The following is a 26083-nucleotide window of genomic DNA, read 5'->3' on the forward strand; positions in this document are numbered from 1 at the left end:
AAGCCCCGGATGGCGCTTCTGCTTACACAAATGGTGCGTACGGATCCGCCATTTTAAACGCGGCTTCTTTTTCTGCTACCGGCGGGTAAATTAATTCTCGGGTGATCGACTGCTTCACTTTTTTCGCCTCTGCGCGCGTCAGTTTCACCTGCTGGTCCCATCCTTCGGTATAGACAGCACCCCAGGCGCCGAGATCCAGACAGGTGACATACATTTCCTGGCGATACGGTAGCGCTTCGATGCCGAGCAAATCGGCAGCGGCGTTATTACCCGCAAATTTGCCCAGCAAAATCGCGTGCTGGCAGGTCATGAGGGCGTGATTGCCTTTATCGTCGGTGGCTGCGTAGGCCACATCGCCAGTGGCGAAAATATGCTCGTGTTCAGGCACCTGAAGTTTGCTGTTGACGTGCAGACGGCCCTGGCGATCGCGCGGCGCATCAATTTGCGCTGTCAGGGCGTTTGCCTGTACGCCAGCCGTCCAGATTACCGTTTGTGAAGGGATGGTGCGTCCATCTCTCAGCGTTACGCCGCTGGCATCGACTTTTTCAATCTCACTATTCACCATCCATTCCACGCCAAGCTCAGCGGAAGCTTCGATGATAGTGTTTCGCAGGGCTTCGCTGTAGCGTGAGCCGGGCGTCGGTCCACGTTCAACTACGACTACTCTGGTCTTAGCATTCGCGCCGAGGATCTCACGCAGCCGTCCCGGTAGTTCCAGCGCCATCTCGATACCGGTAAAACCGCCGCCGCAAACGACAACGGTATTACGCGCGTCACTTTCCACCTGGCGCGGCAGTTCGTTCAGGTGCCGCTCCAGGACCGCGGCGCTCTCCAGTTGGTCCAGATCGAACGTATAAGTTTGTGCGCCCGGCACGTGTGAACGGTTGACGTGGCTTCCGCTGGCGAGAATCAGACGGTCATAGTGATGTAAGTGTGATTCACCGTTGGTGTCAGTCCAACTGACCTCCTTTGAGGCGGGCAGAATTTGAGTGACCGTTCCGCGCAGGAAATTTACGCCCGTAACGTCGAACAAAGGCTGTAAAGGGGCAACCAATGTTTCTACGGCATTTTCATAGAAGCGGGGACGCACACGAAGCTCAGGCTGCGGGGCAATCACCGTAATATCAATAGACTGGCTGTCATTTTTATCCACCAGACGAGCGGCGCTCAGGGCTGCCCACATTCCGGCGAAACCCGCACCAACGATCAAAATTTGTTTACGCATTGCTTACCTGCTCCGTTAACACTGATTTATTTACTCGGATTTTATTGGTCGTAGTTTGAAAAAGCAACGCGAAAAATCATGACGGTCAATATTTAGTTATTATCCTCTTGATTAATAGTTGGTTATTTTTTCTATCATCGCTGATATAAAGGGAGGGAGTGGAATGATAAGGGCGAAAAAGCTACAATAACTCAGAATTAATTTGGCTGAGATAAAGGCATGGCATTCTACAGTTCCGGGGTTGAGTATGGCATCCACAGCTTGATGTGTATGGTGGACAGCAAAGGCGATGCCCGCGATATGAGCGTGCGCGAAATAGCTGAGTTACAAAGCGTGCCGTATGACTACCTGGCTAAAATCTTTACCCGACTGTCGAAGGCGGGACTAGTGCGCAGCATAGAAGGAAAGGGGGGCGGTTTTCAGCTTGCCAGACCCGCCGAACACATTACCGTGCTGGATGTGGTTAATGCCATAGATGGCGACAAGCGTATTTTCGAATGTCGCGAGATCCGCCAACGTCTGGCGGTATTTGACGAGCAACCGCCGACGTGGGCCTGTGAAGGCATTTGTGGCGTGCGTTCAGTGATGGATATGGCGCAGCAGCGAATGGAAGAGGCATTGGGCCAACATACCATTCTCGATTTGGCGCGTAAAATGTACCGTAAAGCCCCGGATACATTTGTCGTCGAAGTGCAGGCGTGGATCGACGCGCGTAAAGGGTAAATCGGATGAATGGCCCGATGGCGTTGCGCTATCGGGCCTGGAGTCCGGTGCGGAAGGCGAGACTGCCCTCCGGCACAAGCAGTACGGTTACTTCTCGCTGTCCGGCGTATTGATCATCCGGTTCAGCCACGGCACCATCAGCGCCATCACCACCGTTACGCCCAGCGTCACCAGTCCGATTTTACTGAATACCCCGGTATAAATGGGCAGCGTCAGTAGCGGGTCGGTGATATTTTCCGGCACGGCGGTAAAGGTGGCCACGTAGCCGCCCAGCAGAAACGCCGCGGCCTGCGTCAGGAACCACATCCCCAGAATAAAGCCCATCAGGTGCTGCGGCACCAGCGCCGCGACCATCGCCAGTCCCAACGCGCTGATCAGCAGTTCGCCCAGACTCTGGAACAAATACACCAGTACGATAAACCACGGCGACGTCAGCCCCTGCGCGTCGGCAAACCACATGCCTGCGGCGGCGGCGGTTAAAAAGCCCAGCGAGCATAAAAACATCCCGAGGGTAAATTTCATTGGCATCGTCAGGTCTTTGCCTTTGCTGCCCAGACGGGTGTAGATCGCCGCCAGTACCGGGCTGGCGACGACTACCCAGAACGGGTTCAGCGCCTGGAAACTCACCGGGTTAATGGTGAAGCCGAGGATCTCATGGTGGACGTTATTAATGGCGAAAAAGTTCAGCGAGGTTGGCATCTGTGCGTAAAGAATGTAAAACAGCACCGCTTCAAGCATCAGGATAAACGCCACGAACATTTTGTTGCGCCCGGTTTTATCCAGCTTAAACGCCTGGCGGAAAAAGATAATCGTCACCGCGATGGACAGAACGATCAGCACCAGGTTGGCGACCTGTACGTTATGCATCAACCAGGCGCAGAGGAAAATCATCGCCACTGTGCCAATCAGCACAGACAGCAGATTCCGCATACTGAGCGGCCGATGGTCCGGCTCGGAGCCAATATTCTTTACCATCCCCCGGCAGGCGAAATAGACCAGCAGCGCGACAATCAGCCCCGTGCCGCACAGGTTATAGGTGACGGCATAGCCAAACTTTTCCGCAATCACGGGCGCCAGGGAAAGCGACAGCAGCGAACCGATGTTGATCGACATGTAAAACAGGGTGAAAGCGCCATCCAGACGCGGATCTTTCGGGGGATAACATTTCGAAAGCAGGCTCGCCGGGTTGGCTTTAAATAAGCCGTTGCCGACAGCGATGGTTCCGAGAGCGATAAATATCAGGTCGGGCTTCAGTAACGACATCCCGGTCATGAAGTAGCCGATTGCCAGTACAATCGCCCCCAGCACCAGCGTTCGCTTAGTGCCAAGCAGGTGATCGCCCACGTAACCGCCAATGGAGATCAGGCCGTAGACCAGCGCAGCGAAGGCGCCAAAGGTGATAAAGGCCTGTTCCTGCGAGAAGCCAAGCTGTTTGACGAAGAAAACGGCCAGGATGCCCTGAACGCCGTAATAGCCGAATCGTTCCCATAATTCGACAAAAAAGATCATGAAGAAGGGGCGGGGTTGTTGTAGCAAACCCGTCGGTGCAGATGTGTTCATATTTTTTCGCCTTTCGATGCCATCCCAAAAAGTATGACGCGTAAAACAAAACGCGCCGAAAATGTATGACTCTGTTATAGACTGCGGTCATTAACCGAATGAGTAGATTATTATACAGATAGATTTCGATCTAATTAGCCGATCACACTAATTATGTTTTGTGGGCTGGAATGATGTCCTGAGGAAGAAATAAAAACGCCCGCAAAAGCGGGCGTGGGATCTGGCAGGGAAAACTTACTCTTCTTCGTCGCGCAGAGGAACGATCAGCATGTCAACGTGAACAGTGTTGATCAACTGGCGCGCTGAAGACATCAGCTTGCTCCAGAAGTCCTGATGATGACCACATACCACCAGGTCCATGTCGTATTTCTTAATCGCGTCGACCAGCACCTGGCCCAGGTCGCCGCTACCGCTGAGGGTTTCGGTGATAGGGTAGCCTGCGTTGGTGGAAAGCTCGGTCAGCGCATGGTGAGTTTCTTCAGAAATGCGCTTTTGCATATCGCCCAGATTAACGTCAATCAGGCCGGTATAAAGGTCAGAGTAGTTTACATCTACGTGGATCAGGGAAACTTTTGCGTTGTACGGGCGCGCCATAGAGACCGCTTTTTCTACCAGCACTTTACTTTCCGGAGAAAGATCAACTGCGATGAGAATGTGTTTGTAAGCCATAGTATTACTCCTTCCATAAAGTTGTCGATGACCAGCCAGCTGGCGTTTCTTGTGCCGTCGCGTCACCCGCGTCCTGCGAACTATGCGATTTTGTCTACGCGGGGCCAGCTCAGCCGCGATGAATTGTTGAGACGATCCTTACAGTATAGCGACCAGGATAATCCGTCAATCCGCCTTGCTTACCAGTTAGTTAAACAAATTTTTGCGTTAATTGCATTGATAGTGATTAACCTTCTGGCAAAAAAATTAACTGATCTCCTACACTATTAATAAAGCCGCTCGGATTTTATGCACCATCGTGGGCGGTTTCGTCGTACTCTTTCATTGAACTGTCTGGCAAGTTTGGGGAGCGGTAGTCCCGGAGAGGATCTCCGTGGGCGGGTCGCCGGGGAGGTCGTATGATAAGCACCGTCGCATTGTTCTGGGCGTTATGTGTCGTATGCATTGTTAATATGGCGCGCTATTTCTCATCGTTACGCGCACTGTTAGTGGTACTTCGTGGTTGCGATCCTTTGCTTTACCAGTATGTGGATGGGGGCGGCTTTTTTACCTCGCACGGCCAGCCCAACAAGCAGGTGCGGCTGGTGTGGTATATCTACGCCCAGCGTTACCGCGATCACCATGATGATGAATTCATTCGCCGCTGTGAGCGGGTGCGCGGTCAGTTTATCCTGACCAGTGCGCTGTGCGGCCTGGTGGTCATCAGCCTTATCGCGTTGATGATTTGGCACTGAGCAAAAAAAAGCGGGCCAGTTTCCTGACCCGCCCGATACGGTTTATTTCGCATCCCCTTACCTGAAAGCGCTTCGCTTACCGGGCCAGAGTGCTTCGTTTATCTGTAGGCCGGATAAGGCGTTGCCGCCCTCCGGCACAGTGATGTTTAAATTAGCTTCAGCGAGATCCAGTACAGCGTACCGGAAAGCAGGATCGCGGCTGGCAGCGTGAAGACCCACGCCATCAGAATGCTGGTTACCGTTTTACGCTGCAAACCGCCGCCGTCAACCACCATCGTCCCCGCCACAGAGGAGGAGAGTACGTGGGTGGTGGAAACCGGCATACCGGTGTAGCTGGCCAGACCGATAGAGACAGCCGCCGTCATCTGCGCGGACATCCCCTGTGCATAGGTCATGCCTTTCTTGCCAATCTTCTCACCGATAGTGGTCGCCACGCGGCGCCAGCCGATCATGGTACCAATACCCAGCGCCAGCGCGACCGCCATGATGATCCAGACAGGCGCATACTCAATGGTGCTCAGCATATCGGTTTTCAGTTTTTTCAGCAGACGCTGGTCGTCTGTGCTCACGCCTGGCAGCTTCGTCACCTTATCAGTGGTGTCGGAGATGCACAGCATGATGCGACGCAGCTGGCTACGTTGCTCAACGCTCAGTTTGTCATAGCTTTCCACGTTGTTCGCCAGCATGGCCTTCGCACGCTCAAGCGCGTTGATGGTGTTTGCCGGGTGGCAGTGGAATTCCGTTGGCTGGGTGGCGACCGGTTCCGGGGAAGGAATCAACTGGTCGACGCCTGTCACTTTCTTCAGCAGGTCAGGGTGCTGCTGGAAGTAAGTTTCGACGTTATTGATCGCATCGCGGGTACGGGTAATTTCATAACCTGAGGCGTTCATATTCACCACGAAGCCCGCCGGAGCGACGCCAATCAGAACCAGCATTACCAGACCAATGCCTTTCTGACCATCGTTCGCGCCGTGAGAGAACGCCACGCCGATAGCGGAAAGAATCAGGGCGATACGGGTCCAGAACGGCGGCTTTTTCTTACCGTCTTTCTTTTCACGTTCCGCTGGCGTCAAGTGGATACGGGCGCGCTTTTTGGTACCGCTCCAGTAACGACGCAGAATGAAAATCAGGCCGCCCGCGACCACCAGACCGACGATCGGCGAGACGATAAGCGAAGCAAAAATGCCGATAACTTTCGGGATGTTGAGCGCGTCGACAACTGACGTGCCGGTCATCAGGGCATTGGTTAAACCGATACCGATAATCGCGCCAATCAGCGTGTGGGAACTGGATGCAGGCAAGCCAAAGTACCAGGTACCGAGGTTCCAGATGATCGCCGCAAGCAGCATGGAGAAGACCATCGCAAGTCCATGCGTGGAGCCCATGTTGAGTAGCAGGTCCGTTGGCAGCATATGCACGATGGCATAGGCTACGCTGAGTCCGCCCAGCAGCACACCTAAGAAGTTGAACAGCGCAGCCATCACCACCGCCAACTGCGAACGCATCGCGCGGGTGTAGATAACGGTTGCGACTGCGTTGGCTGTATCATGGAAGCCATTGATCGCTTCGTAGAACAGCACAAAAGCCAGAGCAAGTAACAATAAAAGCCCGGTATGTAAATCCAGGCCAGCAAACAAATGTAGCATAGGACGTTACGCCATCTTGAGGACATGAACGCGGCGCATTATCAGTGACTTTGGCGGCGCGGGCAAAGTGAAATATAGACTTTTTTTGATTTAACGTCGGCATCCTGAGCTGCCTCTAAAGAATTATCTTATAGATTTCAGACAAATACTCCTTACTGAGGATTTTGGCGCTGGTGCGACCACTTAGATAACTTTACAATTCACGCCCGGTTTTGAGAGAGGAATGCAAAGTGGAAAGGTTTGATGCCGTTATTATAGGCGCTGGCGCGGCAGGTATGTTTTGTGCGGCGCAGGCAGGACAGGCGGGGTGCCGGGTGCTGCTTATCGATAACGGTAAGAAACCGGGTCGCAAGATCCTCATGTCCGGCGGCGGGCGCTGCAACTTTACTAACCTTTATGTTGAGCCTGCGGCCTATCTGAGCGAAAACCCGCATTTTTGCAAATCGGCGCTGGCGCGCTATACCCAGTGGGATTTCATCGATCTGGTCGGCAAGTACGGCATCGCATGGCACGAAAAAACGCTCGGACAGCTTTTTTGTGATGACTCCGCGCAGCAAATCGTCGACATGCTGGTGGCCGAATGCGAAAAAGGCAATGTTACCCTGCGGTTACGCAGCGAAGTGCTGAGCGTTACGCGGGACAACGACGGTTATACGCTGGCGCTGAATGGCATGAACGTTGGCGCAAAAAAACTGGTGATCGCCTCTGGCGGGCTGTCGATGCCGGGACTGGGCGCCACGCCGTTTGGTTATAAAATTGCCGAACAGTTTGGCCTGAAGGTGTTGCCGACGCGTGCAGGTCTGGTGCCTTTCACCCTGCATAAACCCCTGCTGGAGCAGCTTCAGGTGCTTTCCGGCGTTTCTGTGCCGTCAGTCATTACCGCCGAGGACGGCACCGTCTTTCGCGAAAATCTGCTGTTCACTCATCGCGGTCTGTCAGGCCCGGCTGTTTTACAGATATCCAGCTTCTGGCAACCTGGCGAATTTGTTACCATTAATTTGCTGCCGGATGCCGACCCCGACGCTTTCTTAAACGAGCAGCGCAGCGCACACCCCAATCAAAGCCTGAAAAATACGCTGGCGATGCTTCTGCCGAAGCGGCTGGTGGAATGTTTGCAGCAGCTTGGGCAAATCCCCGACGTTTCGCTTAAGCAGCTTAACGCGCGTGAGCAGCAGACGCTGGTCGACACCCTCACCGCGTGGCGTATACAGCCAAATGGCACTGAAGGTTACCGTACGGCGGAAGTGACGCTGGGCGGTGTCGATACCAACGAACTGTCATCGCGAACGATGGAAGCTCGTAACGTACCGGGGCTCTACTTCATTGGTGAAGTGATGGACGTGACCGGCTGGCTGGGCGGCTACAACTTCCAGTGGGCGTGGTCGAGCGCCTGGGCCTGCGCGCAGGATTTAACGTCTCATGAGGACGCTAAACGCTGATGCGATGTTCTTTAAGCTTACGCCACAATGTGGTGGGGCTTATTCCGAGCATTGTCGCGGCTTTGGTACGGTCGCCTGCCGTGGTTTCAATGACGCGGGTAATGAGCTGTTTTTCCTGTTTCTTAAGCAGGTTGGTAGCGTCCACCGTCATTTCGCTTGTGGGGAGGCGCGAAACCTCCTCCGGCGAAACGGAGGACATCTGGCACAACTGCTGAAGATCCGCTTTGCTCACCACATCCGTTTGTAATAACACAACGAGCCGATAAACCACCGCCTGCAGCTCACGAATGTTGCCCGGCCAGGTATACGCGTTTAAAAACGCCTGGGCTTCCGGGGTAAATATCAGCGTTTTGCCCTGCTGCGCCAGCAGGTGCTGCACGATCAGCATGACGTCGCCGGGGCGCTCGTGGAGCGCGGGCAACGCCAGTTCGAGAATGTTGATGCGGTACCAGAGATCCTGACGAAATTCACCCGCGTCGACCTGCGCCTTCAGCGGTTTATTACTGGCGGTAATAAGGCGGAAGTTGGCGGTAATCAACGAGTCGCCGCCGATCCGGGAAAACTGTTTTTCCTGTAATACGCGCAGCAATTTTACCTGCACCGATAACGGCGCTTCGCTGATTTCATCAATGAACACCGTGCCGTCTTTCGCCATTTCGAAAATGCCGGGTTTGCCGCCTTTACGGGCGTTGGTAAATGCGCCATCGGCATAGCCAAACAGTTCGCTTTCCAGCAGGCTTTCCGGGATGGCCGCGCAATTGATGGCGATAAAAGGACAATGGCTGCGTGCGCTATGGTTATGGATGCTCTGGGCGAAAAGCTCTTTCCCCGTCCCGGTAGCACCGGTGATATTGACCGGTAAATCATGTTGGGCGCACAGCTTTGCTTTCGCAATGACGTCAAGGATTTGCCGCGACTGGCCGATAATATCGTCAAAGTGATACGACGTGGTAAAGCCGCGCAGTTTGCTTTTTTTATTCGCCACGGAATGCCAGAGCGCATTATCCTGGCTTAAGCCGGTGATAATCGAAAACGAGTGTCGACGGTTGGCAAAATGTTTGATCGAGACGTAGACCAGATTTCCGTTAATTTCCGTCGGCTGTTCCTTCAGGCTTATTTCATTAATAATGCTACCGTACAGATCTTTAAACGCCTCTTTTTTGAAGAGTTTATCGCCCGGATGGCACTGAAACAGGGTCATACCGGTGGCATTAACGCTAATGACTTCCCCCATCTGGTCGATACACATAATGCCTTCACGCGACTGATTCAGCGCCGACTGGCTCATTAACAGTTTTGTGTTTTCCTGATTGATATATTTCAGCAGACTCCAGGCTTCGTTAATGGCTTGTTCGATGGAGATATTATCGGTATCGCCCATGACCGCATTTAAGCCGTACTTTTTCGCCATTTCAGCCACTGTCAGGCCGCCAATCACCAGCTGATAGTCATTTTCGGCCAGATTTTTAACCACGTTTTCAATATCATAATGGTTATAGACCTGGCAGATCTTGAACTCTTCGTTGGTCATATTTTGATAATGGCGCAGCGCATTACAAAACTGAGGAAAACCAATAGCGGCGATTTTCTGCGACTTGTGTTTGGCTTCCTGCAGGATGCGATAAACGCCGTGAAAATCATGGGCGATCTCGATAACCGGAATGGTCATATTGCTGCGCAACAGGGCGGCGGTGCCACCGCGGCTGATAATAATTTTTGTGCCAGCGCGAATCATCTCATCCGCTTTTTCCAGCACGTCAGAATAATGAAATTCGTATACGGGAATATCCAGTTTGCGTTCTATTAACACATTGGCGATGCGCTGAGTGATGGTGCTGGAAACAGAAAAGATAACAATCTCATTATTCTTCATTTATTCATCACTTACGGCTGGCGTCCTGATTTATAAAAAGAACCTTACACAAACCATTGTGTAAGGTTCAACAGGCAATGCTCAGAAATGAAGACGACGATAAACAATCTGACCGTTGCAGAGTGTGGCGCAGTTATCGATATACCGATCGCCCTCTATTTTTACGCCGCGGGTATCTTCAAAGACGATCCGCTCCTTGCGTAGCTTCACAAGGGAAATATCGGCAAACGCGCCTGGCTTTAACGTGCCGATGTCTCCTTCCATTTTCATCAGGCGGGCTGGCGTGGTGGTGACTGCGCGCAGGACGTCAAAAAATGACATGCCCATGTTGAGATATTTCGACATTACGTGCAGCAGGCTGTACACCTTATCCGTCCGCAGGCTATTTCTTTGCGTCAGGTCAGTGCTGATGATATCCGGGTAAAAACCTTGCTCCATCGCATTGCTGGCCACGTTGAAGTCAAAATGCGCCACCCCGTTGGAGCAGTCGAAAATCACGCCCCGCTTTTTGGCCTGTTTCACCGCCGGGTAAACTTCGCCCTGCGCGTTCAGTATCGAGTGACCCGTACCGTGGAAGCAGTGGGCGTATATATCGTTTGCCTGAAAATGACCTATCAGCTCATCGGCGGGCAGCAGGGCATCTGTAACATGAACGCAGAGGGAAGTGTTCAGCTCACGCGCCAGCGCGACGGTGGTAAGGAAAGGATCGCTGGAGTACGCTTTTCCCTTCGCAATATCCTGGCTGTAACGCAGCTTCAGACCAAGGATATTGTCGCTGTTTTCCGCCAGCGTCCGGGCAATGCGTTCCACGTTGTAATTCGCGGGATTGGTGTTTTCCAGATAACCGGTTGGCCCGCCCCCGAGCGTGGAAAGCCCGACGTTCACCACGTTGAGATAGCTTTTTATCTTTACCATTGAAGATGCGATCACGCTGTGACGAAACAACGCGTAGTTCACCCATCCGCTGCTTCCCGCATCCACCACGCTGGTGACGCCATTCGGCAGGCAGATAATATCCGGGTTCACGCTGATTGCCGTACCGCCATGAAACACATGGGCATGAAAGTCGATCAGACCCGGCAGGACGAGACAGCCAGCGGCATCGATCACCGTTTCCGCCTGGGTGGCGTCGACGTTATCCAGATCGACAATGCGGTTGCCAATAATCCCGATGCTGCGATTCAGGTATTCATTGCTTTCGACATCGGCAATCAGGCCATTTTTGATCAGAATATCCAGTTTCATTGCTATCTCCTTTAAATACCGATGAATTTCCAGTAAGGAATGCCGATCAGGAAGTAAACCAGAACGTTAATCACCACCATAATGGTACCTAACAGCCAGAAGGTTTTTTGCGGGACATAGCCGCTGGAGAAGGTAAAAACCCCCGCGCCGTTGCCGTAGTGGGTCAACAATGCGCCATAACCTGCTGAAAACGCTAAAGACAGCGCCACATACATCGGGTGCGCCTGGGTGGTCATGCCAAGAGTAAACAGCACCGGGTAGAACGAGACGACAAAAGCGCTGTTAGAGACGAAGAAGTAACGTACCGCGAGGCTGATAAACACCAGCACCGCGATGGCGCTGAATTCGCTCAGGTGTGACAAATCAAGATAGTTTTTGATGACGTCGACGAGGAAGACATAAAAACCGCCCTTTGACAGCGCCACCGCGCAGCCATAGAACGCGCCGTACCAGACAAAGGTTTGCCAGGCGGATTTCTCACTGACCACATCGTTCCAGCTTAAAACGCCAAACAGCAACAGACAGGCAAGGAAAGCCAGTCCCACAGGTATAAAGGCGATGCCGGTGAGCGAACCCGTCATCCAGCCCAGTACGCCGAGGATGAAAAAGACGATCAGCAGTTTTTCTTCCCGCTTCACCGGCCCCAGCTCACGCAGGCCTTTTTCAGCGATGTCGTTCACGTTGGCGATTGTTTTTAACTCTGGCGCATAGATTTTATACAGGATCCATGGCGACAGCAGCAGAACCAGTCCGGCGGGCACGATGGCGGCCTTAAACCAGGTCATCCATTCCAGGTTGACCTTCATAATTTCGTTCGCCAGCGACACGGTAATTGAGTTGGTGGCCATCCCGGTCAGAAACAGGCTGGAGGTGCCCATTGAGACGACATACATCAGGATAGTCAGATAAGCGCCGATTTTGCGGCTGCCCTCATCCGGCTTTGAGCCCAGCGCTTCGGCAATGTTGCGGAAAATGGGGTAGGTGATGCCGCCGGAACGGGACATGTTTGAGCCGGTGGCGGGCGCGAGAACGGTATCGGTTACCATCATCAAATAGCCGAGCGTCAGGGTATTCTTCCCGTAACGCTTAAGCAGCATATAGGCGATGCGCTTGCCGAGGCCGGTGATCACAAACGCTTTGCAGATGATAAAGGCGCTGATAATAAACCAGACCATCGGACTGCCGAATCCGGCAAACAGCGGACCGGGATCGAGCACCAGAGACGCGAATCCCAGAATAATCAGCATGATCACCGCATCGGTAAACGGGCGCAACACCAGGCCGCACAGCATTGCCAGATAAATCCCCACCATATGCCAGGTGGCGGCGGAAACGCCTTCAGGATTAGGTATTATCCAGAACAAGACCGGGAAAAAAATAATGGGTAAGAGTTTTAAATAAAGCATGTTAATTACCTTTGCTTTAAAGCCGCGGCTCATCAGACGTCGCGGCGTTTTATTATTTATTCGTATTAACGGTAAGTGTCGTCGATGAACTCAACGCCTTTGTCTTCAAGCGTCTTCTTAACCCACTGACGGTTCGCGGCGCCGTTTTTAGCCGCTTCGACCTTACTTGCGTCAAATTTTGAATACTCTTTTGCTTTCGCCAGCAGCGCTTCGGCGTCGCCAAGCGGCACCACGATGACGCCATCGGCGTCGCCGACAATCAGGTCGCCCGGATTCACCGCCACACCGCCGACGGCGATCGGCGTATTCACTTCGCCTGGCCCTTCCTTAAAGGGGCCTGCCGGGTTTGCGCCGGTAGCAAAGAGCGGGAAGTCGAGGACGGAAAGCGCGTCGATATCACGGATGGGGCCGTCGAGCACAATTCCGGCGATTTTTTTGCAGCAGTGTGCGTAGGCCACCATGATCTCCCCCATCAGCGCGCGGGAGCGGTCGCCTTCATTAGAGACCACAATCACGTCGTTTTCCGTCGCCATATCCAGCGCCGCATGCAGCATCAGGTTATCCCCGGCGCGCGCTTTCACGGTGATAGCAAACCCTGCCATAATCGGCTTCTTCGGCGCGGAAATACGCTTTATGCCGTTGCCGAGTACCGCGATACGGTTCATGGTGTCGGCAATATTTGCCGCCGGAAGCTGTTCATACGCTTTGAGCAGTTCAGGATTGCCTTGCGGGCGTTGTAAAAAAATACGGTTGCCAATAGACATGTTTTTCTCCTTAAAAACCCGGAACCGGCCAGGACGGTTTTTTACCGGACAGGACTTCATCAATCCCGATGGCGGAATGCAGTGAAGCGCGATCGGTCGCTTCGATCGTGGCGGCGCCGATATGCGGCCCAATCACGATATTGCTCAGTGAAAAAATGGGATCGTTGGCGTCGAATGGCTCTTTTTTCAGCACATCGATGCCTGCGCCCGCGATGGTGTTACTGGTGAGCGCGTGATAGAGCGCTTTTTCATCCACCAGCTTGCCGCGCGCGGTGTTGATGAAATAGGCCGAAGGTTTCATCAGGGAGAACTGTTTTTCACCGACAAAATCGGTGGTTTCGGCGGTGGTCGGACAATGCAGCGAAACAAAGTCGCTCTCTTTAAAGATGCGTTCAAAGTCATCCGTCATCTGGACGCCCTGCGGCACTTGCTGCTGGGTTTTATACGGATCGTACGCAATGACTTTCATGTTGAAGCCGTGCAGGGCTTTCAGGGCCACGCGGGAGCCGATATTCCCCACCCCAATCAGGCCGAGCGTTTTGCCATCCAGCTCCACTTTGGGGGTACGCAGTTTGGCCCAGTAGTAATCTTCAAGCATCTTTTCTTCGACCAGCTTAAAGTTACGCGAGCAGTGCAACATGTAGAAAATCGTCAGTTCGGCAACCGACATGCTGTTGGCGATAGGCGCGTTAAGAACCACCACGCCGTGGCGTTTGGCTGATTCAAGATCGACAGTGTCGTAACCCGCGCCGTGACGTGCGACCACCTTCAGCTTTTTAGCCGCTTCAAAGACGCGATCGGACATTTTGGACAGGCGAACGATAATACCGTCGCAATCCGGGATATCGCGGATAATGTCCTCTTCTTCCATGCCTGAGCCGGTAATCAGCTCATAACCGCGGCTTTCCAGATATTCTCTCCCTTCTGCCATGATTTCCTGCGGGAGTAAAATTTTGTACGTCATTTAACTATCTCCAGTGTTGATTACACCGGTGATATTGCAGAGGGCGTGCCATAACCTTGCAGAACGCAGTGAATTTTTATAATGCATTGAAAATAATCTATTATTTTTTAAATGGGTGAGGCGGGTGAGACCTGTTCAGGTGATGTTCTTCACATTCTGGCTGGCCGCCGAAATAGCGATATTTGCAAAGTGAAAGGAGGTGAAATGCAGAATGAAATCCGAAATGGAACGCGATCACATCGTCCATGCCAGCGCCCTGCGGCGCCGCCAGAGTACGGCCTTCGTTCAGTCCGGGACAATACAGGGCGATAAGTGAATTCCGTTACGGGCGTCATTGACAAGAATTACTGAATAGACTTATTAATCGCAGGTGTTAGTATCCTATTGATAGTAGTTATGAGTATGCGTGTTTCATTTACGGCCCGGATCGCTGATGATGACAACATTACTACCCGTTTTTCGCACTTCTCCATCATTCACTTTCCTTCACGGCACGCGTCGCGCTGACGCCCGGATGCCGCACGGCTACTTTCTCGCTTTCCTTCTTATCCCGGAAGGAAGATCCCGCTGAACGCGCGTTCGGCGGGTGTTGTAACACGCATGGTTTGCTGACAGGGATTATGGCGGGTCGATTATGGACAAGAGTAAACGTCATTTGGCGTGGTGGGTGGCAGGCGTGCTGGTGGTGGTCGCGGCGGCGGCGTGGTGGATGCTGCGCCCCGCTGGCGTGCCGGAGGGCTTTGCCGCCAGTAACGGCAGGATCGAGGCGACGGAAGTGGATATCGCCACCAAAATCGCCGGACGCATTGACGCTATTCTGGTGAAAGAGGGGCAGTTTGTTCGCCAGGGCGAGGTGCTGGCGAAGATGGATACCCGCGTGTTGCAGGAGCAAAGGCTGGAAGCCATCGCGCAAATTAAAGAAGCGGAAAGCGCCGTTGCCGCCGCGCGGGCGCTTCTTGAGCAGCGACAGAGCGAAACCCGCGCCGCGCAGTCGGTGGTGAAACAGCGTGAAGCCGAGCTGGCTTCGGTCTCTAATCGACACCTTCGCTCACGCTCGCTTTCCCAGCGTGGCGCGGTGTCGGCGCAGCAACTGGATGACGATCGCGCCGCCGCCGAAAGCGCCCGCGCGGCGCTGGAGTCGGCAAAAGCGCAGGTCTCTGCCGCTAACGCGGCGATCGAGGCCGCGCGTACCAGCATCATTCAGGCGCAAACCCGCGTGGAAGCCGCGCAGGCCACCGAACGTCGCATCGTCGCCGACATTGAGGACAGTGAACTGAAAGCGCCGCGCGATGGCCGGGTGCAGTACCGGGTGGCGGAACCGGGCGAAGTACTGGCGGCGGGAGGTCGGGTGCTGAATATGGTCGATCTCAGCGATGTTTATATGACCTTTTTCCTGCCTACCGAACAGGCCGGACTGCTGAAGATTGGCGGCGAAGCGCGACTGGTGCTGGATGCCGCGCCAACGCTGCGTATTCCCGCCACCATTAGCTTTGTCGCCAGCGTCGCCCAGTTCACTCCGAAGACCGTTGAGACGAGCGATGAGCGACTGAAGCTGATGTTTCGCGTCAAGGCGCGTATCCCACCGGAACTGCTCGAACAGCATCTGGAATATGTGAAAACCGGGCTACCGGGAATGGCGTGGGTGAGGCTGGATGAAAAACTCCCGTGGCCTGAGTCGCTGGCAGTGAGGCTGCCGCAATGACGCATCTGGCGCAGGTTTCCGTACCTCCCGTGGCGCACCTTGACGGCGTGAGTCAGCATTACGGGGCTACGGTCGCGCTGAACAACATCACGCTGGACATTCCCGCCCGCTGCATGGTGGGGCTGATTGGCCCGGACGGGGTGGGAAAATCAAGCCTGCTGTCGCTGATTTCCGGCGCGCGGGCGATCGAACAGGGAAACGTGAGGGTGCTTGGCGGCGATATGCGTGACCCGAAGCACCGCCGCGAGGTGTGTCCGCGCATCGCCTGGATGCCGCAGGGGCTGGGAAAAAACCTCTACCACACGCTGTCGGTGTATGAAAATGTCGACTTTTTTGCCCGCCTGTTTGGGCATAGCAAAGCCGAGCGCGAAGCGCGTATCAATGAACTGTTGAACAGCACCGGGCTGGCGCCGTTTCGCGACCGTCCCGCCGGAAAACTGTCGGGCGGCATGAAGCAAAAGCTGGGACTGTGCTGCGCCCTTATCCACGACCCGCAGTTATTGATTCTCGACGAGCCGACCACCGGCGTTGATCCGCTTTCCCGCGCGCAGTTCTGGGACCTTATCGACAGCATTCGCCAGCGTCAGACCAACATGAGCGTGCTGGTCGCGACCGCCTATATGGAAGAGGCTGAACGTTTTGACTGGCTGGTGGCAATGAACGCGGGTGAGGTGTTGGCAACCGGCAGCGCGCAGGCGTTGCGCGAGCAAACCGCCAGCGACTCGCTGGAGCAGGCGTTTATCGCCCTTTTACCCGAGGCGCAGCGGCAGGCCCACAAACCGGTGACTATCCCGCCGTATGACGCGGAACAGGCGGAAATTGCAATAGAGGCGAAAGCGTTGACTATGCGCTTTGGCAATTTCGTCGCTGTCGATCACGTTAACTTCCGCATTCCGCGCGGCGAGATTTTTGGCTTTCTCGGTTCGAACGGCTGCGGGAAATCCACCACCATGAAAATGCTGACCGGGTTGCTGCCCGCAAGCGAAGGCGAAGCGTGGCTGTTTGGTCAGCCGGTCGATCCGAAGGATATCGAAACTCGCCGCCGCGTCGGCTATATGTCGCAAGCCTTTTCACTCTACAGCGAGTTGACGGTGCGGCAAAATCTGGAGCTGCACGCCCGCCTTTTTCATATACCGCAAGCGGAGATCCCGGCGCGGGTCAATGAGATGAGCAAACGCTTTATGCTCACCGAAGTGGAAGACATCCTGCCGACGTCGCTCCCGCTCGGCATTCGTCAACGCCTGTCGCTGGCCGTGGCGGTGATCCATCGCCCGGAAATGCTGATCCTTGACGAACCGACTTCCGGCGTCGATCCGGTCGCCAGGGATATGTTCTGGCAACTGATGGTCGATTTATCCCGTCGCGACAAAGTGACCATTTTTATCTCCACCCACTTTATGAACGAGGCGGAGCGTTGCGACCGCATGTCGCTGATGCACGCCGGGAAAGTGCTGGCCAGCGGCACACCGCGGGAACTGGTAGAACGGCGCGGCGCCGCCACGCTGGAAGACGCGTTTATTGCCTGGCTGGCGGAAGCGTCGGGTCCGGCCCCGACGCCAGACGCGTCGTTGCCGCTGAAGACGACGCATGAGCAGGAAAAACCGCCGCGCCAGGGCTTCAGCCTGCGCCGTCTGTTCAGCTATAGCCGTCGCGAAGCGCTGGAGCTGCGTCGCGATCCGGTTCGTTCAACGCTGGCGCTGATGGGGACGGTGATCCTGATGCTGATCATGGGTTACGGCATCAGCATGGACGTTGAAAACCTGCGCTTTGCGGTGCTCGACCGCGACCAGACAGTCAGCAGCCAGGCGTGGACGCTCAACCTGTCCGGTTCCCGTTATTTTATTGAACAACCACCGCTTACCAGCTATGACGATCTCGACCGGCGAATGCGCGCGGGTGAAGTGGCGGTAGCGATTGAAATTCCGCCTGATTTTGGCCGCGACATTGCCCGCGGCACGCCGGTGGACATTGGCGTATGGGTTGATGGCGCGATGCCGAGCCGCGCCGAGACGGTGAAAGGTTATGTACAGGCGATGCACCAAAGCTGGCTGCAGGAGGTGGCGGGCCGCCAGCCAACGCCCGTAACGCAGTCCGGTTTACTGACCATCGAAACCCGCTATCGTTATAACCCGGACGTGAAAAGTCTGCCCGCTATTGTTCCGGCGGTGATCCCGTTGCTATTAATGATGATCCCTTCCATGCTCAGCGCGCTGAGCGTGGTACGGGAAAAAGAGCTCGGGTCAATCATCAACCTGTACGTAACGCCGACCACCCGCAGCGAATTTCTGCTCGGCAAACAGCTGCCGTATATCGCGCTGGGGATGCTCAATTTTCTGCTGCTCTGCGCACTGTCGGTGTTCGTGTTTGGCGTTCCGCATAAGGGCAGTTTTCTGACGCTCAGCCTCGCGGCGCTGCTATATGTCACCATCGCCACCGGCATGGGGCTGCTGATTTCTACGTTCATGAAAAGCCAGATTGCGGCAATTTTCGGTACGTCCATTATCACGCTGATCCCGGCCACCCAGTTTTCAGGAATGATCGATCCGGTGGCTTCGCTGGAAGGTCCAGGCCGGTGGATTGGCGAGATCTACCCGACCAGCCATTTTCTGACGATCGCCCGCGGAACATTTTCGAAAGCGCTGGATCTTGCCGATCTCTGGCCGCAGTTCCTGCCGCTGCTGGTGGCCATTCCGCTGGTGTTGGGACTGAGCATTCTGCTGCTGAAAAAACAGGAGGGGTAATGCGCCGGTTACGCAATATTTTCAATTTGGGCATTAAAGAGTTACGCAGCCTGCTGGGTGATAAAGCGATGCTGACGCTGATCGTTTTCGCGTTTACCGTCTCGGTATACTCCTCCGCCACCGTACTGCCCGGTTCGCTGCATCTGGCGCCGATTGCGATTGCCGACATGGATCAATCGCCGTTGTCGAATCGCATCGTGAACAGCTTTTATCGCCCGTGGTTTTTACCGCCGGAAATGATCACCGCTGACGAAATGGACGCCGGGCTGGACGCGGGTCGCTACACCTTTGCGGTGAACATTCCGCCCAATTTTCAGCGCGACGTGCTGGCCGGACGGCAACCGGATATTCAGGTCAACGTTGACGCCACGCGGATGAGCCAGGCGTTTACCGGCAACAGCTATATTCAAAATATCATTAACGGCGAGGTGAACAGTTTTGTCGCCCGTTATCGCGACAACAGCGAGCCGCCGGTCTCACTGGAGACGCGAATGCGTTTTAACCCGAACCTTGACCCGGCGTGGTTTGGCGGCGTAATGGCGATTATTAACAACATCACCATGCTGGCGATTGTGTTGACCGGCTCAGCGCTGATCCGTGAACGTGAACACGGCACCATTGAACACCTGCTGGTAATGCCGATTACGCCGTTTGAGATCATGATGGCGAAGGTCTGGTCGATGGGGCTGGTGGTGCTGGTGGTTTCTGGCCTGTCGCTGCTGCTGATGGTGAAAGGCGTGCTCGGCGTGCCGATCGAAGGTTCGATCCCGTTGTTTATGCTGGGCGTAGCGCTGAGCCTGTTCGCCACCACTTCCATTGGTATCTTTATGGGCACGCTGGCGCGTTCCATGCCGCAACTGGGCCTGCTAATGATTCTGGTGCTGTTGCCGTTACAGATGCTTTCCGGCGGTTCGACGCCGCGCGAAAGTATGCCGGAGGCGGTCCAGGACATCATGCTGACCATGCCAACCACCCATTTTGTCTCGCTGGCGCAGGCGATTCTCTATCGCGGCGCGGGGTTTGGCATCGTGTGGCCGCAGTTCCTCACCCTGCTGGCTATTGGCAGCGCCTTCTTCCTGATCGCCTTGTTCCGTTTCCGGAAAACGATCGGCACGATGGCGTAATCCGGCCTGCGGTTGCGAACTGCGCCAGGCTGGAGAAGCGCAGCGCACCCGGTAGCGGAGGCTTGACTTCACTTTGTGCTGTCATAAAATTGACGTCAAAGGATGAAGTCAAAAAGGGAATGTTATGAGGCAGCAGGTGTTATCCTTGCGGAAAAAGCAAAGGAATACGCTGGAGCAACTCTTTAAAACGCCTGTACCACAAGCAATAAAGTGGTTAGACATAGAGTCTCTGGTCAAAGCGTTAGGCGGTGAAATTAAAGAAGGACGCGGCTCTCGATGCAAATTCTTATTAAACAATAGTATTGCTTGTTTTCACCGACCGCATCCTTCACCGGATACAGATAAAGGCGCAGTGGAGAGTGTGCGCGACTGGCTAATAAGCATAGGGGTTAAACCATGATCAAACCTAAAACGCCAAACGCAATGGAAATCGCGGGGCATCCTGCCGTGATTCATTATGTGCCTGAACTAAACGCGTTTCGCGGAAAATTCCTTGGGTTATCGGGTCATTGCGATTTTGTCTCAGACAGCATTCAGGGTTTACAGGAAGAGGGCGAAATCTCTTTAAACGAATATCTTGCGGATTGCCGGGAAGCGGGAATCGAACCTTATGCACATGCGGAAAAAATGAAAACGTTTACGCTTCGCTATCCGGAATCTTTTGGCGAACGCTTAAGTTCCGCAGCGGCGGAAGAACAGGTGTCCGTCAATACCTGGATTATCGATACCCTTAGTGAACGTTTGAAACAGGCTTAATGCCTGAGCCGGCCTGCGGTCGCGAACTGCGCCAGGCCGGAGAAGCGCAGCGCACTCGATCTTTTGCCGGATGCGGCGACGTTATTCTTCTTTTGGCAGGCACTGCAAATGGCCGTGGCGCACGCCGCGCTGGGCGATGACATCGTCGGCGAAATGCTGCACGTCGCCCATGTCGCCTTTCAACACCGCGATCTCCAGGCAATCGTCATGATTAATATGCACATGCAGGGTGGCAACGGAAAGGTCGTGGTGATGGTGCTGCGTGGAAACAATCCGGCTGGCTAAGTCGCGTTTTTCATGTTCGTACACATAGGAAAGCACCGCGAAGCCCTGGGTGCCGTGTTCCTGCGTGGTTTCCTGCGCCAGCGCGCCGCGCAGGATATCGCGGATCGCTTCGGAACGGTTGTGATAGCCCCGGCGCTGACTCAGGCTGTCCAGCGTCTCCAGGAGATCGTCATCGAGGGTAATGGTGACTCGTTGCATCTGTTATAAACCTCAGGCTATGGCGCGACGGCGCACGGGAAAAGCGGGAAGTACCGCGTTTTGTAACACACGTCCCGCCTCAGAGGAAAATGTTAACGTCTCGCCAACGGTCTGCGTTTCCACGATTCGCCCGTCGTCCATCACCATCACCCGCTGGCAGAAACGCTCGACCAGTCGCAGATCGTGGGTGATAAACAGACAGGCGGTGCCAAACTGTTGCTGCAATTTTTTGAGCAGACGGATCACCCCGGCCTGCAACACCAGATCGAGGTTCGATACCGCCTCGTCCAGAATCAACAGTTTCGGCTCTACCACCAGCGCTCGCGCCAGGCAGACGCGCTGCAGTTGGCCGCCGCTCAACTGCGGCGGGCGTTTGTTCAGCAGCGAAACGTCGAGATCGACCGCGTTCAGCATCTCGCGCACCCGCGCCAGTTGGTCGGCTTTCGACAGCGAGAGCAAATGACGCATCGGCTCACGGAGGATCTCGCAGACGGTTTTGCGCGGATTAACGGCGCTGATAGCGTCCTGGAACACCATCTGAATATCCCGGCGAAAGGCTTTCTGTTTCGCCCGGTTCAGTGTCGCCAGCGGTTCGCCGCGCCAGCTTACGCTCCCCTGCGTCGGTGACTCCAGCCCGACGAGCAGACGCGCGAGGGTGCTTTTCCCGCAGCCGCTACGGCCTAACAGCGCCACGGTTTCGCCGCTTTGCAGGTTCAGTGAGATATCGTTCAGTACCGCCTGATGCGGATGTTTGCCGCCGAGGTTCGCGTGCGCATACTGATGTGACAGGGCAGAGACGCTGAGTAAGGTCATGAGGCTAACTCCATTCCGTACAGGGCCAGATGCGCCGACACCAGACTGCGGGTTACGCTGTGCTGCGGCGCATGGAACAGCGTTTCCACCTCACCCTGTTCGACGATCCTGCCGTTATCCATCACCGCTACGTCGTCGGCCAGCCGCGCCACCACGCCCATGTCGTGCGTCACCAGCAGCATACCTGGCGCGCGCTCAGCCATAATGCGTTCCAGCAGCTCGAGGATGCGCGCCTGGGCGACCACGTCAAGATCGGTCGTCGGTTCGTCGGCGATGATAAACGGCGCGTCGCACAGCACCGCCATAGCAATCATCATACGTTGCAACATGCCGCCGCTCATCTCAAACGGGTACAGCTTCAGCACACGCTCCGCGTTGTCCAACCCGACAGCATCCAGCGCCGCGATAAGCGTGGCGTCGTCGGCGGATTTCCCCAGCGCCAGGCAGGTCTCCCGCGCGTGTGTCGCCATGGTATGAAGCGGATTAAAGGCGCTGCGCGGGTTTTGCATAATAGTGGCGATTTTGATGCCGCGCAGCGTGCCGGGCGAGACCGGCCTGCCGTCGGCAAGGAGGACGCCTGCCGTCTGGCGAACGCCTGCGGGCAGGATACCGAGCGCCGCCGCGCAGGTCAGCGACTTACCGCTGCCGCTGCCGCCCACCAGCGCCAGCACCCGTCCGCGTTTCAGCGTTAATGAGACGCCGTGTACCAGCGGACGGTCCGCCTCCAGGGCAAGAGTCTGTAATGCAATCTGTTGCGGCATCAGTGGGCATGCTCCGTAATCAGATGAGGATCGAGGTGATCGCGCAGGGCGTCCCCCACCATGTTAAAGGCCATCACGGTGACAAACAGCGCCAGCCCCGGCCAGAACATTTGCAGCGGCTGGGTCCAGATATACTGGCGCGCATCGTTAATCATTACTCCCCATTCCGCCGTCGGCGCGGTGACGCCGAGGCCGAGGAATGACATACCGGCGACGTGCAGCATCATATGGCCGATATCCAGCGTCGCCAGCACCAGCAGGGAAGGGATTACCGCACCGGCCAGATGATCGATAAACACCCGCACGTGACCGGCGCCGGAAAGGCGCGAAGCGAGTACGAACTCGCGCTGGCGCAGGGAGATCACCAGGCTGCGCACCATTCGCGCATACCACGCCCAGTGGGACAGCGCGATGGCGATAATTACGTTGGTCAGCCCGGTTCCCAGTACACCGACCATGAAGAACGACAGGATCGAGGTTGGGAACGTCATAAACATATCCGCGACGCGCATCGTTATCTGATCGACGCGACCGCCCATCAGTCCGGCGCTGCCGCCAACGACCAGCCCCAGCGCCAGTACCAGCAGCAGGCAGGCCATCACTGACCCCAGCGACACCTTTGTCGCCGCCAGCAGGCGGGAAAAAATATCGCGCCCCAGATGGTCGGTGCCAAGCCAGTGCTGGCTGTCGGGAGCCAGCAGACGCGACGGTAAATCGATCGCCTGCGGATCGTACGGCAACCACCACTGACTGGTGATCGCAACCACCGCCAACAACGCGATAATGACCAGCGCCAGACGTACCGACCAGCGAGCAGAGAGAAAAAAGTTCACGAATGCGCTCCTTCATGGCGGCGAATGCGCGGGTCCAGCGCGGCGTTCAGCAAATCTACAATCAGGTTACAGACCACAAACACCACCACCATCATCAGCGTAAAACACTGAATCACCGGATAGTCGCGGTTAAAAATCGCCGATACGGCGTAGCGCCCGACGCCGGGCCAGGCGAAGATGTTTTCAATAATCATCGTCCCGCCGATCAGCTCGCCGATGTGCATCCCCACCGCGGTGACGACCGGCAGCGAGGCGTTGCGCAGAATATGGCGACGTTCGGTTTGTTTCTCGTTAAGACCGCGCAGTCGCGCCCAGGTGACGTGGCGCTGCCCGGCAACCTCCAGCATGCTGGCGCGCAACAGACGGGCGTTGATCGCCAGCGACATAAAGGCGATCGACAGCGCAGGCAAAAGAAGGTGCTGCCAGCCGCCGTAGCCCATCGCGGGTAGCCATTGCAGGTACACGGAAAAGAACATCACCAGCAGGAAAGCGAGCCAGAAGTTGGGCATTGAGACGCCGAGGAACGCGATCAGCCGCACGATGAAATCCGGCAGGCGATCGCGGTGGCGCGCCGCCCAGATACCAAGCGGCACAGAGGTGAGCAGAATTAATATCAGCGCCGCGCCCGCCAGTTGCAGGGTCGCGGGCAGGAAGTTCAACATATCATCCAGCACCGGGCGCTGAGTGGCGAACGAGATGCCGAAGTCCAGATGCAGCGCCTTCCACAGCCAGTTGCCATACTGCACGATAAGCGGCTGGTCCAGCCCCAGCATCACGCGCGTCGAAGCGACCATCTCCGGCGTCGGCGGCAGATTCGACAGGCGCAAGTAGTCCATTGCCGGGTCGCCGGTACCCAGACGCAACATCAAAAAGATAATCACCGAGGCGGCGAAAATCATCGGGATCAGCAGCAGAATGCGCCGCACTATGTAACGCAACATCAGGGGTTCACCGGTTTTATCTGTTCAAACGGGATGTCCGACGCGATTGGCGCGTAAGGGATTTCGCCCAGCTCAGGTTTTGCCACCACCATCATGGAGACGTAGCTGATGGGCAGATATACCGCGTCATTGTGCAAACGGGTCAGGATGTCTTTGTACAGCGCCTGACGCGTGGTTTCGTCTGTGGTTTCCAGCACTTCGCCGATCTCTTTATCGATGATCGGCTTGTCAGCCAGTCCCTGCTGCGCCTGGTAGTCGGCGTGGGAGGGGACGCGCATTGAGCTCATAAAGGCGTGCGGATCGTACGGCGCGCCCCAGGTGCGATTGAAAATCATGCCAAAGCGACCGTCACGCTGGCGGGCATAGATACTGCTCTCTTCTTCGCCGATCAGAGCGACATCGACGCCAATTTTGCGCATATCGGCCTGAATGATTTCCGCCATGGATTTGCTCAGCGCGTCGGTGCCGATAAACGACAGCTCAATGCGCAGCGGCTGACCCATTTTTTCGCGGATGTCTTTGCCCGCCGGGAGCTTCCAGCCCGCATTTTCCAGCAGCGTTTTGGCCTGCTGCGGGTCGTACTGGCGCGGCGTCAGGCCGATATTGGCGTAGGGCACGCTCGGGGCGAACAGCGTGTCGGCCTCCTGCTGGGTGCCGTACAGGGCATTGTCGATCAGTGATTTTTTGTTCACCGCATAATTCAGCGCTTCACGCACTGCCAGCTCGTTGGTGGGCGCTTTGGCGGAATTCAGCGCCAGCATCACCGTCTCTATCGGCTGTGAAAGCTGAGTACGGTACGCCGGGTTCTGACTGAACCGGGCAAAGGTGTCGAGCGGCAACAGTCCTTCATTGCCGTACAGCAGGTCAACTTCGCCGGTTTCAAACGCCACCGCGCGGGTGGTTGGATCAGGGATCACCTTGACGGTGATTTGCCTGATCGGCGGCTTGTCGCCCCAGTAACGTTCGTTACGCACCAGCACGTCGTACTGGTTAAGCTTTGATTCTTTCAGTACCCACGGTCCGGTGCCGATCGGCGCTTTAATGCCGCGCAGGGTTTCATTGTCTTTAAACTGCGACGGGGCGATAAAGCGGAAAGGGCGCGGCAGGGACAGCTCTTGCAGGAACGGGTAATAGGCGCTCTTCAGGGTAATTTGCAGTTCGGTTTTGCCCAGCGCTTTGACGTCGACGATTTGGTTGGCCAGTTCAAGCCAGGCATGACGCTGGCGGTTGTCGAGCACCACGCGGAAATTTTCCGCCGCGGCAGGGGCGTCAAACGGTTCGCCATTGGAAAACGTCACGTCATCGCGCAGCGTGAAGGTCCAGGTTTTCCCGTCCGCCGTGTGGGTCCAGCTTTTTGCCAGCCACGGTTTTACCGATCCGTCCGCCTGGTATTTCACCAGCGGCTCGTACACCATGCTCTGGGCGAACATCTGATTAGGGGTATAGAGATGCGGGTTAAGCGGCCCGACGTTGACCGGCCAGGCGGTAGTGATTTCGTCAGGCGCGGCGGCGTGCGCGAAGAAGGACGCACAGGCCAGCAGCGCAAAGAGTGTGCGGCGTAGTCTGGACAAAATAGTGATCCTGAATGCTGTAGGAGTACGACTAAAGAAGTATGACGATTCTAAGGAATCATCATACTTTTGACGTGTTCTGGATCAATAGAAGGGCGGTGAAAGGCGGG

23 protein-coding genes are annotated in these 26083 nt (G+C 55.6%); 8 read left to right on the forward strand and 15 right to left on the reverse strand.

What is annotated here, in order from left to right; translation table 11 throughout:
* Window positions 1-22 precede the first annotated feature (22 nt).
* Window positions 23-1225 (reverse strand): NAD(P)/FAD-dependent oxidoreductase, encoded by a 1203-nt coding sequence (locus OGY07_RS11705; protein WP_286600700.1) that lies wholly within the window; start codon window positions 1223-1225, stop codon window positions 23-25.
* Between the two features lie 219 nt (window positions 1226-1444).
* Between OGY07_RS11705 and OGY07_RS11710 the strand changes: the two genes are divergently transcribed.
* Window positions 1445-1948, forward strand: a complete 504-nt coding sequence (locus OGY07_RS11710; protein WP_042286691.1) for an RrF2 family transcriptional regulator — start codon at window positions 1445-1447, stop codon at window positions 1946-1948.
* Window positions 1949-2035: 87 nt separating this feature from the next.
* Here OGY07_RS11710 and dtpB read toward each other — a convergent pair whose 3' ends face one another.
* Entirely contained in the window at window positions 2036-3508 is a 1473-nt protein-coding gene (dtpB, locus tag OGY07_RS11715) for a dipeptide/tripeptide permease DtpB (RefSeq protein ID WP_286600703.1), read from the reverse strand.
* 234 nt (window positions 3509-3742) lie between these two features.
* Window positions 3743-4177: a universal stress protein UspA gene (gene uspA, locus OGY07_RS11720; RefSeq protein ID WP_000323571.1), complete on the reverse strand. Its 435-nt coding sequence runs from the start codon at window positions 4175-4177 to the stop codon at window positions 3743-3745.
* Between the two features lie 398 nt (window positions 4178-4575).
* On the opposite strand from uspA, the gene uspB reads away from it, so the two are divergent.
* Window positions 4576-4911 (forward strand): universal stress protein UspB, encoded by a 336-nt coding sequence (gene uspB, locus OGY07_RS11725; RefSeq protein ID WP_042286682.1) that lies wholly within the window; start codon window positions 4576-4578, stop codon window positions 4909-4911.
* A gap of 146 nt (window positions 4912-5057) precedes the next feature.
* Here uspB and pitA read toward each other — a convergent pair whose 3' ends face one another.
* Window positions 5058-6557 (reverse strand): inorganic phosphate transporter PitA, encoded by a 1500-nt coding sequence (pitA, locus tag OGY07_RS11730; RefSeq protein WP_042286680.1) that lies wholly within the window; start codon window positions 6555-6557, stop codon window positions 5058-5060.
* 230 nt (window positions 6558-6787) lie between these two features.
* Between pitA and OGY07_RS11735 the strand changes: the two genes are divergently transcribed.
* Window positions 6788-7996, forward strand: coding sequence for a BaiN/RdsA family NAD(P)/FAD-dependent oxidoreductase (locus tag OGY07_RS11735; protein ID WP_060570204.1), 1209 nt, complete (start codon window positions 6788-6790; stop codon window positions 7994-7996).
* Here OGY07_RS11735 and OGY07_RS11740 read toward each other — a convergent pair.
* From OGY07_RS11740 to OGY07_RS11760, 5 genes are all read right to left on the reverse strand, one after another.
* The gene (locus tag OGY07_RS11740; protein ID WP_060570203.1) at window positions 7986-9869 is read right to left on the reverse strand and encodes a sigma 54-interacting transcriptional regulator; all 1884 of its coding nucleotides are present in this window, start codon (window positions 9867-9869) and stop codon (window positions 7986-7988) included. The genes OGY07_RS11735 and OGY07_RS11740 overlap by 11 nt on opposite strands.
* 81 nt (window positions 9870-9950) lie before the next feature.
* The gene (locus tag OGY07_RS11745; RefSeq protein WP_042286672.1) at window positions 9951-11114 is read right to left on the reverse strand and encodes a metallo-dependent hydrolase; all 1164 of its coding nucleotides are present in this window, start codon (window positions 11112-11114) and stop codon (window positions 9951-9953) included.
* A gap of 11 nt (window positions 11115-11125) precedes the next feature.
* Window positions 11126-12520 (reverse strand): DASS family sodium-coupled anion symporter, encoded by a 1395-nt coding sequence (locus tag OGY07_RS11750; RefSeq protein WP_042286947.1) that lies wholly within the window; start codon window positions 12518-12520, stop codon window positions 11126-11128.
* A 65-nt stretch (window positions 12521-12585) separates the two neighbouring features.
* A complete protein-coding gene (locus OGY07_RS11755) occupies window positions 12586-13284 on the reverse strand; it encodes an RraA family protein (RefSeq protein ID WP_042286670.1) in 699 nt (232 codons plus the stop codon).
* Between the two features lie 10 nt (window positions 13285-13294).
* Window positions 13295-14248 (reverse strand): hydroxyacid dehydrogenase, encoded by a 954-nt coding sequence (locus OGY07_RS11760; RefSeq protein ID WP_042286667.1) that lies wholly within the window; start codon window positions 14246-14248, stop codon window positions 13295-13297.
* 634 nt (window positions 14249-14882) lie between these two features.
* Here OGY07_RS11760 and OGY07_RS11765 point away from each other — a divergent pair.
* The 5 genes from OGY07_RS11765 (at window position 14883) to OGY07_RS11785 (ending at window position 20571) form a co-directional block, all read left to right on the forward strand.
* A complete protein-coding gene (locus OGY07_RS11765; protein WP_060570202.1) occupies window positions 14883-15950 on the forward strand; it encodes an HlyD family secretion protein in 1068 nt (355 codons plus the stop codon).
* Entirely contained in the window at window positions 15947-18691 is a 2745-nt protein-coding gene (gene rbbA / locus OGY07_RS11770) for a ribosome-associated ATPase/putative transporter RbbA (protein WP_205612582.1), read from the forward strand. Before OGY07_RS11765 ends, rbbA begins: the two co-directional genes overlap by 4 nt.
* The gene (locus OGY07_RS11775) at window positions 18691-19815 is read left to right on the forward strand and encodes an ABC transporter permease (protein ID WP_042286658.1); all 1125 of its coding nucleotides are present in this window, start codon (window positions 18691-18693) and stop codon (window positions 19813-19815) included. Before rbbA ends, OGY07_RS11775 begins: the two co-directional genes overlap by 1 nt.
* A 124-nt stretch (window positions 19816-19939) precedes the next feature.
* Window positions 19940-20215, forward strand: coding sequence for a type II toxin-antitoxin system HicA family toxin (locus tag OGY07_RS11780; RefSeq protein ID WP_042286656.1), 276 nt, complete (start codon window positions 19940-19942; stop codon window positions 20213-20215).
* Entirely contained in the window at window positions 20212-20571 is a 360-nt protein-coding gene (locus OGY07_RS11785) for a type II toxin-antitoxin system HicB family antitoxin (RefSeq protein WP_060570200.1), read from the forward strand. The genes OGY07_RS11780 and OGY07_RS11785 overlap by 4 nt, the downstream gene beginning before the upstream one ends.
* Window positions 20572-20652: 81 nt before the next feature.
* Here the strand turns inward: OGY07_RS11785 and nikR are convergent, their stop codons facing one another.
* Genes nikR through nikA form a run of 6 tightly spaced genes read right to left on the reverse strand, consistent with a single transcriptional unit; the run spans window position 20653 to window position 25976 of the window.
* A complete protein-coding gene (nikR, locus tag OGY07_RS11790; protein ID WP_042286649.1) occupies window positions 20653-21054 on the reverse strand; it encodes a nickel-responsive transcriptional regulator NikR in 402 nt (133 codons plus the stop codon).
* A gap of 12 nt (window positions 21055-21066) precedes the next feature.
* Complete coding sequence (gene nikE / locus OGY07_RS11795; RefSeq protein ID WP_181822380.1) at window positions 21067-21867, reverse strand: nickel import ATP-binding protein NikE; 801 nt, start codon at window positions 21865-21867, stop codon at window positions 21067-21069.
* A complete protein-coding gene (gene nikD, locus OGY07_RS11800) occupies window positions 21864-22628 on the reverse strand; it encodes a nickel import ATP-binding protein NikD (protein WP_042286643.1) in 765 nt (254 codons plus the stop codon). The genes nikE and nikD overlap by 4 nt, the downstream gene beginning before the upstream one ends.
* Window positions 22628-23461: a nickel ABC transporter permease subunit NikC gene (gene nikC, locus OGY07_RS11805; RefSeq protein WP_042286641.1), complete on the reverse strand. Its 834-nt coding sequence runs from the start codon at window positions 23459-23461 to the stop codon at window positions 22628-22630. The genes nikD and nikC overlap by 1 nt, the downstream gene beginning before the upstream one ends.
* Window positions 23458-24402 carry a nickel ABC transporter permease subunit NikB gene (gene nikB / locus OGY07_RS11810; protein WP_042286639.1) on the reverse strand — a complete coding sequence of 315 codons (945 nt, stop codon included), beginning with the start codon at window positions 24400-24402 and terminating at the stop codon, window positions 23458-23460. Before nikB ends, nikC begins: the two co-directional genes overlap by 4 nt.
* A complete protein-coding gene (gene nikA / locus OGY07_RS11815; protein ID WP_286600793.1) occupies window positions 24402-25976 on the reverse strand; it encodes a nickel ABC transporter substrate-binding protein in 1575 nt (524 codons plus the stop codon). Before nikA ends, nikB begins: the two co-directional genes overlap by 1 nt.
* Between the last annotated feature and the right edge of the window lie 107 nt (window positions 25977-26083).

Source organism: Citrobacter sp. Cs237 (assembly GCF_030332325.1).
Classification (GTDB): Bacteria; Pseudomonadota; Gammaproteobacteria; order Enterobacterales; family Enterobacteriaceae; genus Citrobacter_A; species Citrobacter_A sedlakii.